Origin of the sequence: Paraglaciecola sp. 2405UD69-4, from assembly GCF_047525415.1 — a bacterium.
Taxonomy (GTDB): Bacteria; Pseudomonadota; Gammaproteobacteria; order Enterobacterales; family Alteromonadaceae; genus Paraglaciecola.
The window spans coordinates 1,434,540-1,448,459 of record NZ_JBLIXM010000001.1 but is presented as its reverse complement, the minus strand read 5'-3'; the positions used below and the strand labels follow the sequence as shown (position 1 = coordinate 1,448,459).

The window sequence follows — 13,920 nt, the reverse complement described above, 5'->3', positions numbered from 1 at the left end:
TGAGTGTTTGTATTTTTGCAAATAAATTTCTAAAAAAGCCCGTATAATATGCGGGCTTTTTACATCTGCTCGCCAAGAAAAATATCAATCGAGAATTAAAAAATGAGTTTAGCCCAATTAACAGAGCAGACAGGTAAAGTAGAAACCCTAGTCATTCAAGCAGATTATATTGCAGATCCTCTCCACGCTTATCAGTATTTATGTCAAGGTCAAACTAATAACCTGTTACTTGAATCAGCCGAAATTAACAGTAAAGACAACCTTAAAAGCCTACTTTTAGTAGATGCAGCGGTAAAACTTGAGTGTCATGGCTCCATAGTTACCTGTCGAGCATTAACAGATAACGGCCACGCTGTTCTACCTATGTTTGATGAGTATTGCCCTGAAGGTGTGAATCATCACTATGACCCAACAGCCGGCATAGTGACCCTAACCTTCCCCGAAGCTGACGCTGAATTAGATGAAGACAGCCGCCTCAAGGCCCCCGCTGTATTTGATGTACTTAGGCTCATCACCAACAAAATTACAGCTATTCGTAATCATCCTAATGCAGTATTTTTAGGGGGAGCTTTAGCCTATGATCTTTTAGCCAGTTTTGAAAAGTTACCCGATGTAAAAGATAGCGCCAATACTTGTCCAGATTTTGTATTTTACCTTGCCGAGAGTTTAGTAGTAATTGACCACCAAACTCAGCAAACAGATATCATTGGTAGCGTGTTTAGTGGAAAAAACATTGGTAATAACTTTTTTACTATCAGTCAAAGACTAGAACAAATTAAACATAAACTAAGTACTATTAAGCCCCTTGCAAGCGTCACCAAAACACCAATCGATAAATCAAGTTTACAAGTTAATAAATCAGACGAAGAATACAAGCAAGATGTAATACGTTTAAAAGAAGATATTTTAGCCGGTGACATTTTCCAAGTGGTTCCGTCTCGTACCTTTAGTTTACCCTGCCCTCATCCACATGACGCTTACCGAGAATTAAAAAAGCAGAATCCTAGTCCTTACATGTTCTTTTTACAGGATGATGACTTTAGTATTTTTGGTGCATCGCCTGAGTCAGCGTTGAAGTACACCAAGCAAACCAACCAAGTAGAAATTTATCCTATAGCAGGCACGCGCCCAAGGGGCAAACGTGCCGATGGAAGTATCGATTTAGATTTAGATTGCCGCTTGGAATTAAACCTACAAGAAGATCAAAAAGAGCGAGCCGAACATATTATGTTGGTGGACTTAGCCCGTAATGATGTGGCTAAGGTCTCAAAGCCTGGCACTCGGTACGTGACTGATTTACTTAAAGTTGACCGTTATTCACATGTCATGCATCTAGTTTCCCGAGTGGTTGGCCAATTACGGGACGATTTAGATGCCCTTAACGCTTATCAAGCTTGTATGAATATGGGTACCTTAGTGGGTGCGCCTAAAGTAAGTGCTGCAAGCTTAATACGAGAAGTCGAGCAAGAGCGCCGAGGTAGTTACGGCGGTGCTGTGGGATACTTAAATAACAATGGTGATATGGATACCTGTATTGTTATACGTTCCGCCTTTGTTAAAAATAACACTGCATATATTCAAGCAGGTGCAGGAGTGGTGTTTGATTCAGATCCCCAATCTGAAGCAGATGAAACCAGAGGCAAAGCACAAGCCGTTATTAGCGCTATTATCTCTAGCTCACAGACTCAAGGAGATGCGTAATGAATACAGCAACTTCACAAAAACCAATTTGCGTATTTTTATTAGATAACTTTGATTCATTTACCTACAACCTAGTGGATGAACTAAGAACCTTAGGCTTGGAATTGATCGTTTACCGTAACTCAGTGCCAGCACAACTTATCTTGCAAAAAATGCAACAAAAGGCTCTTGAAAAAGATCAACAGGGCAACACCAAACAAGTTATGTTAATGCTTTCTCCTGGGCCTGGTAATCCAGCCCAAGCCGGTTCAATGCTGACCTTACTTAATTTAGTAAAAGGTCAATTTCCAGTGCTAGGGATTTGCCTAGGGCATCAAGCAATTGTTGAAGCTTATGGCGGTAAAATTATTCGTGCCAATAAAGTTATGCACGGCAAGTCTTCTTTTATAGAACACTGCGGTGATAAAATGTTTGCAGATATGCCGCAACCATTGCCTGTAGCTCGTTATCATTCATTAATGGCCAGCGAAATGCCAGCAGAGCTTACCCTATTAGCAAATTATGAAGAGATCCCTATGGCAGTGGCGCACTTACAAGATAGAATGCTTGGGTTTCAGTTTCACCCTGAATCAATTCTGACCTCCCATGGCAGTCAACTACTTATGCAAAGTATACAATTTTTAACTCAAGAAAAGGCTTAAAACAGATGATCCACACTATTCTTGAACAACTATATAAAGGCCAAGATATAAAGCAAGATGACGTTACCCAAGTGTTTTCAGAGGTAGTCACAGGCCAAGTGGACGATATTGTTTTATCTTCTTTGCTTACCGCCCTAAAAATAAAGGGTGAACAACCTTGCGAAATCGCTGGTGCTGCTAATGCCTTAATCGCAAATGCTGGAGCTTTTCCTCGTCCAGATTATGACTTTGCCGACATAGTTGGCACAGGCGGTGATGGTCATAACACCATTAATATTTCGTCAGCCTCTGCAATTGTTGCTGCAAGTTGTGGCTTACCTGTAGCAAAGCATGGTAATCGTAGTGTATCGAGCAAATCTGGCTCTGCCGATTTATTCAAAGCCTTTAATGTAGAACTCACCATGTCAGCAGATACTGCACGCAAATGCCTTGATGAATCAAACTTGTGCTTTTTGTTTGCACCCAATTATCACTCTGGTATTCGTCATGCCATGCCTGTTCGCACCTCACTTAAAACTCGCACCTTATTTAACTTACTAGGGCCTTTAGTAAACCCAGCTAGGCCAAGCCATATAATAATTGGGGTTTACGCTCCGGAATTATTGAAGCCCTTTGCGCAAACCCTACAATTACTGGGTTACCAAAAAGCCCTTGTTGTCCATGGTAGCGGTTTAGATGAATTTGCTTTGCATGGCGATACTCAGGTGGTAGAAGTAAACGGAGTAGAATTATCTGAATATTCATTATCACCAGCAGATTTTGGTCTTGAAAACTACCCACTTGAAGCCATTAAAGGTGGAGACCCAGAAGAAAACAAAACCTTAATCGAAAACGTTTTAATCGGTAAAGGGCAGCCAGCACATCAAGCCGCCGTAGCTATGAATACCGGTGCGCTACTTAAACTTTGCGGTAAAGCAGACTCCTTTGCCCTAGGTGCACAAATGGCCATAACTGCCATGGAGCAAAAGTTACCATTGGCCACCATTAAACAATCTGCTGATATCAGCCAAAATTTGTAAGGGGATACTTAAGTAGATGGCAAACGTATTAGAAAAAATCGTTTTAGACAAACAACAAGAAATTGCACAACGTAAACTAGATTTACCTCTAGAAACCTTTATTGATGATTTAACCCCATCAGATAGAAGCTTTTATGATGCCCTAGCCCAGCCCAATGCTGGTTTTATATTAGAGTGTAAAAAAGCATCTCCTTCAAAGGGATTAATCCGCAAAGACTTTAATTTAGATGAAATTATCCAGGCTTACAGTCCTTATGCGGCCTGTATCTCAGTACTAACAGATGAGAAATATTTTCAAGGTAAGTTTAAGTACTTAGAATATGTCCGTGCTAACGTCACTCAACCTGTTATTAACAAAGATTTTTTCATTGAGCCCTATCAAATTTATTTAGCTCGTCATCATAATGCCGATGCAGTTTTATTGATGTTATCCGTGTTAAGCGATGAAGATTACACCAGCCTAGCAACCCTAGCTGAGCGTTACCAACTAGACGTGTTAACAGAGGTCAGTAACGAAGAGGAAGTACTAAGAGCCTGCCAACTAAAAGCCAAAATCATCGGTATTAATAACCGTGACTTACGAGATTTAAGTACAGATTTAGCAACCACAGAACGCTTAGTTCCACTTATCAAAGAACATGCAAAGCATGATCATGTGATCATTTCAGAGTCTGGAATTTACACTCATCAAGACGTATTGAGACTTGCTCCTATCGCTGATGGCTTTTTAGTGGGTAGCTCATTAATGGCAGAAGCCGATGTAAAGCTGGCTACTAAACAGTTGATTTATGGCAAAGTAAAAATTTGCGGTACCACCAGCTTGTCGGGTGCAAAAATGGTAAAAGACAGCCCAGCAAGCTATGCCGGTTTAATATTTGCTGAAAAATCTAAGCGCTACGTCACCTTAGAGCAGGCCAGACAAATCACTTACGCAGTGCCGTTTAATTACGTAGGTGTGTTTGTAGATGCACCAATAGAAAAAGTAGTGCGTTATTCCAAGGAATTTAACTTAGCAGCCGTGCAGTTACACGGTAAAGAAGACCAAAAGTATATTGATCAATTAGGCGTTCAATTAAATCCTAATTGCCAAATATGGCTAGCTAAAGGTGTAAAAGATAGCTTGCCAGACATGCATGAAAAAAGCGTCGACTATTTCTTGTTAGATTGTCAGGTTGGGGAGCAGTCTGGCGGCACTGGCGAAGCATTTAGTTGGCAATTGTTAGATGGGATCACCGACAAAACAAAATTAATCTTAGCCGGTGGCATCAATCCAAACAACATAAAACAAGCAGTCAAACACGGGCTTGCCATACTGGATGTAAACTCTGGTGTAGAAAGCGCCCCCGGTATTAAAGAGCAAAGCAAAATCAACCAAGCTTTTAGCGAACTAAGAGCATATTAAGCATATCTTGGCCCCGTTAGCTGTAAGCAAAGGTCTTAAGAATTACAAAATTTGAAGTGAGTAATAAATGAATCATTTAGACAGTAAATTTGGGGAATACGGTGGTATGTATGTGCCCGAGTTGCTTATTCCTGCATTGGACCAACTTGAACAAGCATTTATTGATGCGCAAAAAGATCCTGAATTTCAAGAAGAATTTATGGGATTATTAAAAGACTATGCAGGCCGCCCAACTGCTATGACGCTTACCCGTAACCTAGTCAGTAACCCTAAAGTAAAACTTTATCTTAAACGAGAAGACTTACTCCATGGTGGAGCCCACAAAACCAATCAGGTATTGGGCCAAGCCTTATTAACAAAGCGTATGGGGAAAACCGAAGTAATTGCTGAAACCGGGGCTGGGCAACACGGTGTAGCCACTGCTTTAGCCTGTGCCTTAATGGGCCTAAAAGCTCGAATTTACATGGGTGCGAAAGATGTTGAACGTCAAGCCCCTAATGTATTTAGAATGCGCTTAATGGGTGCTGAAGTTATTCCCGTCACTGCGGGTTCTGGCACATTAAAAGATGCTGTAAATGAAGCAATGCGAGATTGGTCAGCTAATTATGACAAAGCTCATTACCTATTAGGTACTGCTGCCGGTCCACACCCGTTCCCCACTATAGTCCGCGAATTTCACCGCATGATAGGTGAAGAAACCCGTGCGCAAATTTTAGAAAAAGAAGGTCGCCTACCTGATGCAGTAGTGGCATGCGTAGGGGGAGGCTCAAACGCTATTGGTATGTTTGCTGATTTTATAGACGAGCCAAGTGTAAAGTTAATTGGCGTAGAGCCTGCAGGTAAAGGTATACATACCAAAGAGCATGGTGCAGCCTTAGGCAAAGGTACAACCGGAATTTTACATGGTGCTTATAGCTATATTATGCAAGACGAAGACGGCCAAATTGAAGAGTCTTATTCAGTATCTGCGGGCTTAGATTACCCAGCAGTAGGTCCTCAGCACGCTTATTTGTCTGATATCGGCCGCTCTGAATATGTATCAGTAACCGACGATGAAGCCCTCAACGCCTTTCAAATTTTATCCCGTAAAGAAGGTATTATCCCAGCCCTTGAGTCTTCGCACGCCTTAGCCCATGGCTTAAACATGGCAGATGAAGCAGAAGACGACACCATAATAGTGGTCAACTTATCAGGAAGAGGCGACAAAGATTTAGCCCATGTTCACAGTATCTTGGGCGATGCTTTTACGGGAGGAGCAGATAATGACTAATACAATCGATCGCTACAGCAATGTGTTTAAAAAGTTAGACCAAGATAAGCAAGGTGCCTTTGTTCCTTTCGTAATGGTAGGTGATCCTGATGCAGATACCTCAGTCGATATTATTAACGCCTTAATCGAAGGTGGAGCAGATGCCTTAGAGCTAGGTTTCCCCTACTCAGATCCCATTGCAGATGGCCCAACCATTCAAAATGCTGCTATCCGTGCCTTGAGTCACAAAATCAAAACCACAGAATGTTTTGAGGTGATTAAAAAAGTGCGAGAAGCCAATAACGAGATCCCAATTGGTTTGCTTTTATACAGTAACCTAGTACTCAAGCGTGGCATCGAGAAGTTCTATCAAGATGCTGCTGATGCGGGTGTTGACTCCATTTTAATTGCCGATGTACCGCTAAGAGAAGCTGACCGTTTTATTGCCGTTGCAGAACAAACTGGTATTAAACAAATATTAATTGCACCGCCTAATGCCAGCGATGAAACCCTAGCTGAAATTGGTAAAAAATCACAAGGTTACACCTATTTACTAGGACGAGCTGGGGTGACAGGCGCTGAAACCGCAGTGAGTATTCCTGCCAGTGACCTCATCAATAAGCTAGCCCAGTACAAGGTTGCCCCCCCATTACTTGGGTTTGGTATTTCAACACCAGAGCAAGTAGCAGATGCCATAAAATCTGGCGCAGCAGGTGCAATTTCTGGCTCAGCAACGGTAAATATTATTGCAGAAAACTTAGGGCAACCTGAAGTGATGTTAGAAAAGCTCAAAACCTTTGTTTCAAATATGAAAGCAGCAACAAATAAATAATCAATCTCGCCCTTAAGGATATAAAACCTTCAAGGGCATACACTAAGGAAATATTATGTGGTACGTCATATATTCTGAAGATGTAGAAAACAGTCTACCTCTACGTAAAAAAACACGAGCTGCCCACCTAGAGCGTATTCAAGTATTAGCGGACCAGGGAAGAGTTCTTGTGGCTGGTCCATGTCCAGCAATAGATAGCGAAGATCCCGGCGAAGCTGGTTTTACAGGCTCTGTAGTTATAGTCGACTTCCCAAGTTTAGAAGAAGCTAAAGCATGGGCTGACACTGACCCTTATGCCCTAGCTGGTGTCTATGAAAAAGTCGTAGTTAAGCCTTATAAAGTAGTTTTACCCTAAGGAAATCAGATCTCACTTGAAAGATACAGTAGCCATGGCTAACAACAATTGCGCCTCTAATACATTTTTATGGTTAGAGTTAGCCTGGTTATTTGTTTGTTTACCAGCCTCATTATTATTACCAATATCCCCTTGGTTAAAACTAAGCTTAGTACTCAGTGGCATTTTTTATTGTATTTATCAAAGTAAAAATATGGGGTTATTAAAAGGGCAACATTTGTTGCACTTTGAGCATTACTCAGGCTCCTTGATGATTTGGTTACGTTTTTTAATATTCGTCATCGTTTCATTGATTTTAGTCACGATAACTATGCCTGAGTCTTTATTTTCTGTGGTAATAGGAAATCCTTTACTATGGCTTGGGATCTGTATTTTTTACGCTGTATTTTCTGTTTACCCACAAGAGTTTTTATACCGAGTATTCTTTTTCAAGCGTTATAACGGCTTAGTAGCAAATAACCGAATATTCATCACATTAAATGCAATACTATTTTGCATGGCTCACTTAGTTTTCTTAAACAGCTTGGTCTTTTTACTAACATTTATTGGCGGAGTATTATTCGCATTAACCTATCAAAAAAGCCGCTCTTTGCTATTAACCAGCTTAGAACATTCAGCTTACGGCTTATGGTTGTTTACTTTAGGTTTAGGTGAAATGCTCGCCTTTCCAGGAGCCTAACTATGTATATTCCCAACCTAGAGCATCTATCCGCTGCTATTGACCTAAATGCCATGCGGGCACAAGGGGCAGGAGGTCAGAATGTAAATAAGGTGTCTAGTGCCATTCATCTAAGGTTTGATATCAAACAGGCCCCAATTCCAGAATACGTAAAACAAAAACTTTTATCTGGTAATGATAAACGTATTACTCAAGATGGCATATTGATAGTCAAAGCTCAAAACCATCGCACTCAGGAAATGAATAAACAAGATGCCCTAGATAGACTTTCAGAAATACTAATTGAAGCAGGAAAACTACAAAAAGCTCGCAGGCCCACCAAGCCCACCAAAAGCTCTCAAAGAAAACGCGTCGACAGCAAAGTGAAATCAGGTAAAACCAAAGCCTTACGACGTAAAGTTGATTACTAATTTACTAAAGACCAAAAAATATAAAGTTAAGAAAGACCTTTAACTTACTTCTATAAATGTCAGCTATTTTTACACTTCAATATCAAATCCAACTAGTGTTTCAATAAAAGCTATAAGAAACAAAAATTTACCAATTGGGTATAATTATTGCTTATGGTTTCCCATAACAATGTCATGGATTTTCCTAGGGATATTTTAATGAAGCGTAATATTTTACTCGCCACTTTGACGTTAATGGGTCTACTTTCCAGTCAAGTACACGCAACTAACATTAATGTAGGGACTTACAACCTTATATTAAAAGACGACCTAAGTACCTCAAGTGATATTGAAGGCCGACTATTAGTAGGTGGAAACATCAATATGAGCGGTAAATCTCTAGATGTGGGTAGTCATTTAGCCACAGACTCTTCGGTAGATGCTGTTGTAGTTGTTGGTGATATAACGGCCAATGATGTAAAAGCTCAAACAGGTAACATAGTTTATGGAGGCTCTGCAGGCTCAACTAACCTAATTACTAATAGCGCTACAGGTATTGTCGAACAAAAAGATCAAGCTGTACTTCAAGCAGAGTTTGATAATATTTGGAATTCAGTAGAAGCTGATAGCGCTTATTTTGCAAGTCTAGAAGCAAATGCAAATTTTGATTCATCAGGTATGAACCAAAAATATCTAGAAGCAAGTTCAGCAACTGAGTTAACAGTTTACAATGTTAGTACTGATGAGATTTTATCAGGAGATGTTTACTTTAGTGAATCCCCTAGCGTACCTGTAGTTATAAATGTTGATATAACAGGATTAACAGAATTGACCCTGAACTCAAAGGCACAATTTACCAACGAAACAGACAGAACTATGGTGCTTTGGAATTTCTTCAGCACAGATCAAACAGTAACTGATATTAGTTTCAATGGCGACGGCTGGCGTGGTTCGGTATTAGCTCCTTACGCTAATATTAGTAGCTCAACTGGTGCTCTTGAAGGTGGCGTTGCGGCACTTTCTTATTCAGGCTCAGTTGAATTACACAACGACTTATATAGTTATACTCCTCCAACATCTACAACTACACCGGCTACTGAGGTACCAGCACCTGCTGGCTTAGCACTTATGGGATTAGGGTTACTATTTATTACCCGTCGTAAGTTAAAAAAGTGATGTTTGATTTCAGTTAGATTTACATAACTGATATGATGAAAAAGACGGATTTATCCGTCTTTTTTATTTTCTAAGGTCAAATAAATGCACATCACAAAAAGAAAATTCCTGTCTCCAACTTGGCAACGAACAATATTTTTATTTATCTGCTTGTTCACATCTTCATTAGTATTTTCTGACTCTCAATTGCATTATGAAAGTGCACTTTCGGCCTATAAAGCTGAACGATTTGATGAGTCTATGATCCATCTGAAAAATGCCCTGCACGAAAGTCCCAACAATCTACCCTCTAAAGTATTAATGGGTCAGCTATTGACTAAACAGGGGCAATATAAAACCGCAGAGATAGAGTTTTCAGAGGCAATACGTCAAGGTGCTGACGTTAGTTTGTTTTCAACCTCTTGGGGGTTAGCTTTAATAAAACTCAAAGAATTTGAAAAAGTTATCGAATACACAGGTTTTAAGTCATTTCCAAGCATACAACTAAAAGACTGGCTAAGGTTGAGAGCTGATGCATGTATGCAAGCAAAAAACTACGAGTGTGCCACAGAAAGTTATGCTTACTTAGGGCGTATTTCTAAAGATAGAGCTGAAGAATTAAACGGCTTAGCTAATGTCGCTCTGACTTTAAAAAATTACCCAGAAGCTTTGAGTTTTTTAACTCAAGCAGGTGAAATAGATCCAAAAAACTCAGTAACCTGGCAGTTAAAAGGCTTAGTAGCAAGACAACAGAATGATCTTACAAATGCCCTTACTTATTTGGAAAAAGCTTTTCAACTAAACCCAGATGATCCCTATATTTTAAGACATCTAGCAGATGTTTACTTAGCATCGAGTAATCAAGAGGCTGCCAAAAAAACAGTTAATACTATACTCACAGCCTCTCCAAATGATCCATTTGCTATTTTAGTGAACAGTTGGTTACAACAAGGTACATCTTTGGCCCCTGATGCTGAAGAAAAGTTTAACGAGTTGGCAGCGAAAATCAAAAACTACCCCAGCCAATTAGTCGAGCAAGACCAACCTCTACTATTTTTGCGGGCCTTAATTCAATTTAGAGAAAAAAATTACGATTTTGCAATCCGAGACTTTACAGCCCTAAGAAGATTTGATCGAAGTGATTTATCCCCCATCATCTATTTAGCTAAAAGTTACATCGCCCTAAACAAAGAAAAAAAAGCGATGGCACTACTTGAAGAAAACCAAGCTATGCTAGAGGCTCTTCCAGATACCTTAATTATGCTAGGTGACTTATACATAAATAATGACAAAAACTTTAAAGCATTATCACTAATAGAAACCCTAAAAGAGAAATACGCAGATAACATTCAGGTACAACTCCTAGAAACTAAATTGCTTATTGCTCGAGGAAAAACTCAAGAAGGTCTAGAGAGTCTAGATAACCTAACTGCCCAAGCGCCAGACAATCAAGCTATTTTACTGGTTCATAGTATCTTAAACTTACAAGCAAACCGCTTTGCCAAAGCTAATGCTAGCATCAGCCAGCTATTATCATTTAAGCCAAATGATCCTGTTTCTTTAAATATCAAAGGTGCAATTTTAATCAAGTTAAACCAAGTAACTGAAGCGCAGAGTTACTTGAATAAAGCCCTTACTATTAACCCCAACTTTACGTCAGCAAACTACAATCTTGCAACTACTTGGTATTTGCTTGGCGACCTCACTAAAGCAGAACAACTCGTTGCGAATATATTAGCTAAATCCCCTAACTACCCTGCCGCCCTGTTGTTACTGGCTAAAATGCAACTGAAACAAAATGATGCAGACCAAGCTTTACAAAATTATCGCAAAGTACTGCTGAGTGACAAAAATAATGTAGCTGCACTAGAAGGCTTAACCACTATTTATGTATCCAGAAAGGAATATAAAAGTGCACTACTACAATTAAATCGATTAACTAGTAGAGACCAAGAAAACCCTAAATATGTCATTCAAAAAGCACAAATTTATATCGCTCAAAACGATACCCTAAGCAGCAAAAGGACCCTGCAAGAATTGCAAAGACTTGCTAGTAATAACGCAGCCCTAATGATTGCCCTACACAAGTTACAAATGTTAGTAGGCGATGTAGAAGCTGCAACGCATTCTCTTGTTAGCGCTCAAAAATTACAACCAGACAGCCTAAAGCTAGCGCTGCAATTATCGGAGTTTTTACTCAATGAACATAAGACAGATGCGGCTGAAAGCCAGCTAAATCAGCTTAGCAGCAAATATCCTCAACAAGCTGAAGTGTCTTTTTTACTAGGTAGGTTAGCTGAGCAACAAGGCAAGCTAACCAAAGCGAATCAACTTTACCTTACAACCTTAGATTTAGATGATAGCTATGAGTTGGCACTAGCCAAGCTTTACGCATTAACGACGAAAGGCATAGCTTCTGCCCCCTTTAAAGATAAACTAGACCAGATAGTTGCTAATAACCCAGAGCGCTTTTTCCCTCGTAACCTACTCGCACAATACCTTTTTTACCAAAAAAATTACGAACAAGCGGCACAGGAATATGAGCAACTACTACAACATGCAGAATTAAATGAGCCTCAAGGAATTCTAAATCGATTAGCTTATATATACATGACCTCGGATTTGGATAAAAGTCTTGAGTATGCATTACAATCCTATGCTCTGGACGATAAAAACCCTAAAACACTAACCATATACGGATGGCTACTGACTCAAAAAAGCCAGCCTAAAGAAGGGCTAGAGTTGCTAAGAAGAGCTTACTCTCGAGATCAGCAAAACCCAGCATTACATTACTACATAGCAGTAAGTTTAAATATGCTAGGTTTGGTGAATGAAGCTAAGTCAGAATTAGCAGCGCTTTTTGATAAAAATCAAAACTTTGAAGAAAAAGCCGCAGCAGAAGCTCTGTACGCAAAATTGATTAAGCAATAACTCTGGTTCAAAATCAGTTCAGCTAAAATTCAGGCACAGAATATTAGTATGGTAATCACTTTCAAAACGGAGTGATAACATGAAAATTTTATTAAGCACCACACTATTATTATTGGCTCTTTCACCTTTAGCTAATGCCAAGAACCACCAAGCGGTTAAGGTAGTTAAAACCTCACCAGCTCACAAATACCAGGTTGTAAAGCAACCTAAATATGTGAAAACAAAAACAGTTATTGTTTCTAAAACCAAGCCTAAAACAGGGGTTATAATTGGCGGCCTAGTAGGAGGTATAATTGGGCATAATGCTAGTTCTGATTCTAATAAAGTACTAGGCACTGTTACTGGAGTCATCATTGGCAGTACTATAGGTAATCAAGTTGATTACCTAACAAATTCACATAATACTAATGTGTATAAAAAAAGAGCTCACAATAGGTACCGTCATTAATGAGCTTTGTAACTTATTGACAGCCTACAGATACCCTAAATTATCGTTTACATTTAATCATGAATTGACCAGAGCAATAGCTTTTACCTTGATTCATGATTAAGGTAAACTGACTTTATAAATATTTTGAGAGTAACATTTTGAAGTTAAAAACCAACTCTATATTACTAGCCGGTTGCTTTATCCTCTTGGTGTTAAGTGGCACACCTGCCCTTGCAGATGACGATAAAAACTCGGCAAAAAGTAAATCTGAGGCTGCTCAAAAAGCTCAGAAGCGAGTTAGTGGACGTGTCCTTAAAGTCGATCAAAATAAAAATAAGTATCGCGTTAAAGTACTACAAAAATCAGGCAGAGTTGTGTCAGTGGATATCAATAAAAAGTCCACAAAATCCAGTAATAAGAAAGTAAATAATTAGGGATCTGTAAGCCAACCATGCGTATTTTAATTGTTGAAGATGATAGCCGCTTGCTTACACAACTAGATGTGTTGCTCCAAAATAATGGTTACAGTGTTGACTTAGCTGATGACGGAGCGAAAGCTTTGTTTCTGCTGCAAGAGCACTCCTATGATTTAGCCATTATCGATATTGGCTTACCGGTTGTTGATGGGTTTGAAGTAATTCAAAAAGCCCGCAAGAATGACGTTTCCTGTCCAATTTTAATCTTAACTGCTAGAGATAGATGGCAAGAGAAAGTAGAAGGACTAGATGCCGGAGCGGATGATTACTTAACTAAACCTTTTCATGATGAAGAGCTACTGGCGCGAATTAATGCATTAATTCGCCGCGCCGCGGGTAAAGCCCACCCCGTTATTGAAAAAGGACCTATTAGCCTTGATACCTTAAGTGAAGAAGTCACGGTAAATGGTGAGTATGTAGAACTTACCGCATACGAATTTAAAGTGCTTGAATATCTATTATTAAACCCACAGAAAATCATCTCAAAAACAGAACTAACTGAGCATATCTATGACCAAGACTTTGATCTAGATAGCAATGTGATTGAAGTTTTTGTAGGCAGGTTACGTAAAAAAATAGACCCAAAAGGCGAGCTCAATCCAATAGATACCCTTCGTGGCAGAGGGTATAGGATTAGCCGTGATCTATAACCCCACCTTTT

The 13,920-nt window shown here is 39.5% G+C and carries 14 protein-coding genes; all 14 read left to right on the top strand.

Features of this window, described 5'->3' with window-relative positions:
* The first annotated feature begins 102 nt into the window (after positions 1 to 102).
* The 14 genes from ACMUMK_RS06425 (at position 103) to ACMUMK_RS06360 (ending at position 13,909) form a co-directional block, all read left to right on the top strand.
* The gene (locus ACMUMK_RS06425) at positions 103 to 1,701 is read left to right on the top strand and encodes an anthranilate synthase component 1 (protein WP_414700282.1); all 1,599 of its coding nucleotides are present in this window, start codon (positions 103 to 105) and stop codon (positions 1,699 to 1,701) included.
* A complete protein-coding gene (locus tag ACMUMK_RS06420) occupies positions 1,701 to 2,342 on the top strand; it encodes an aminodeoxychorismate/anthranilate synthase component II (protein WP_414700281.1) in 642 nt (213 codons plus the stop codon). The genes ACMUMK_RS06425 and ACMUMK_RS06420 overlap by 1 nt, the downstream gene beginning before the upstream one ends.
* Positions 2,343 to 2,347: 5 nt before the next feature.
* Entirely contained in the window at positions 2,348 to 3,361 is a 1,014-nt protein-coding gene (gene trpD, locus ACMUMK_RS06415) for an anthranilate phosphoribosyltransferase (protein WP_414700280.1), read from the top strand.
* 16 nt (positions 3,362 to 3,377) lie between these two features.
* Positions 3,378 to 4,763 (top strand): bifunctional indole-3-glycerol-phosphate synthase TrpC/phosphoribosylanthranilate isomerase TrpF, encoded by a 1,386-nt coding sequence (gene trpCF, locus ACMUMK_RS06410; protein ID WP_414700279.1) that lies wholly within the window; start codon positions 3,378 to 3,380, stop codon positions 4,761 to 4,763.
* Between the two features lie 67 nt (positions 4,764 to 4,830).
* Positions 4,831 to 6,033 (top strand): tryptophan synthase subunit beta, encoded by a 1,203-nt coding sequence (gene trpB / locus ACMUMK_RS06405; protein WP_414700278.1) that lies wholly within the window; start codon positions 4,831 to 4,833, stop codon positions 6,031 to 6,033.
* Positions 6,026 to 6,844: a tryptophan synthase subunit alpha gene (trpA, locus tag ACMUMK_RS06400; RefSeq protein WP_414700277.1), complete on the top strand. Its 819-nt coding sequence runs from the start codon at positions 6,026 to 6,028 to the stop codon at positions 6,842 to 6,844. The genes trpB and trpA overlap by 8 nt, the downstream gene beginning before the upstream one ends.
* 55 nt (positions 6,845 to 6,899) lie before the next feature.
* The gene (locus ACMUMK_RS06395; RefSeq protein WP_414700276.1) at positions 6,900 to 7,199 is read left to right on the top strand and encodes a YciI family protein; all 300 of its coding nucleotides are present in this window, start codon (positions 6,900 to 6,902) and stop codon (positions 7,197 to 7,199) included.
* Positions 7,200 to 7,215: 16 nt separating this feature from the next.
* Positions 7,216 to 7,878, top strand: coding sequence for a CPBP family intramembrane glutamic endopeptidase (locus ACMUMK_RS06390; RefSeq protein WP_414700275.1), 663 nt, complete (start codon positions 7,216 to 7,218; stop codon positions 7,876 to 7,878).
* Between the two features lie 2 nt (positions 7,879 to 7,880).
* On the top strand, positions 7,881 to 8,288 hold the full coding sequence (arfB, locus tag ACMUMK_RS06385; RefSeq protein WP_414700274.1) for an alternative ribosome rescue aminoacyl-tRNA hydrolase ArfB: 408 nt from the start codon (positions 7,881 to 7,883) through the stop codon (positions 8,286 to 8,288).
* 198 nt (positions 8,289 to 8,486) lie between these two features.
* Positions 8,487 to 9,443, top strand: coding sequence for a choice-of-anchor A family protein (locus ACMUMK_RS06380; RefSeq protein ID WP_414700273.1), 957 nt, complete (start codon positions 8,487 to 8,489; stop codon positions 9,441 to 9,443).
* Between the two features lie 84 nt (positions 9,444 to 9,527).
* Positions 9,528 to 12,353, top strand: a complete 2,826-nt coding sequence (gene prsT, locus ACMUMK_RS06375) for an XrtA/PEP-CTERM system TPR-repeat protein PrsT (RefSeq protein WP_414700272.1) — start codon at positions 9,528 to 9,530, stop codon at positions 12,351 to 12,353.
* A gap of 79 nt (positions 12,354 to 12,432) precedes the next feature.
* A complete protein-coding gene (locus ACMUMK_RS06370; RefSeq protein ID WP_414700271.1) occupies positions 12,433 to 12,801 on the top strand; it encodes a glycine zipper 2TM domain-containing protein in 369 nt (122 codons plus the stop codon).
* 182 nt (positions 12,802 to 12,983) lie between these two features.
* Positions 12,984 to 13,217, top strand: coding sequence for a PepSY domain-containing protein (locus ACMUMK_RS06365; protein ID WP_414700337.1), 234 nt, complete (start codon positions 12,984 to 12,986; stop codon positions 13,215 to 13,217).
* Positions 13,218 to 13,234: 17 nt separating this feature from the next.
* On the top strand, positions 13,235 to 13,909 hold the full coding sequence (locus ACMUMK_RS06360; RefSeq protein WP_414700270.1) for a response regulator transcription factor: 675 nt from the start codon (positions 13,235 to 13,237) through the stop codon (positions 13,907 to 13,909).
* Positions 13,910 to 13,920 lie beyond the last annotated feature (11 nt).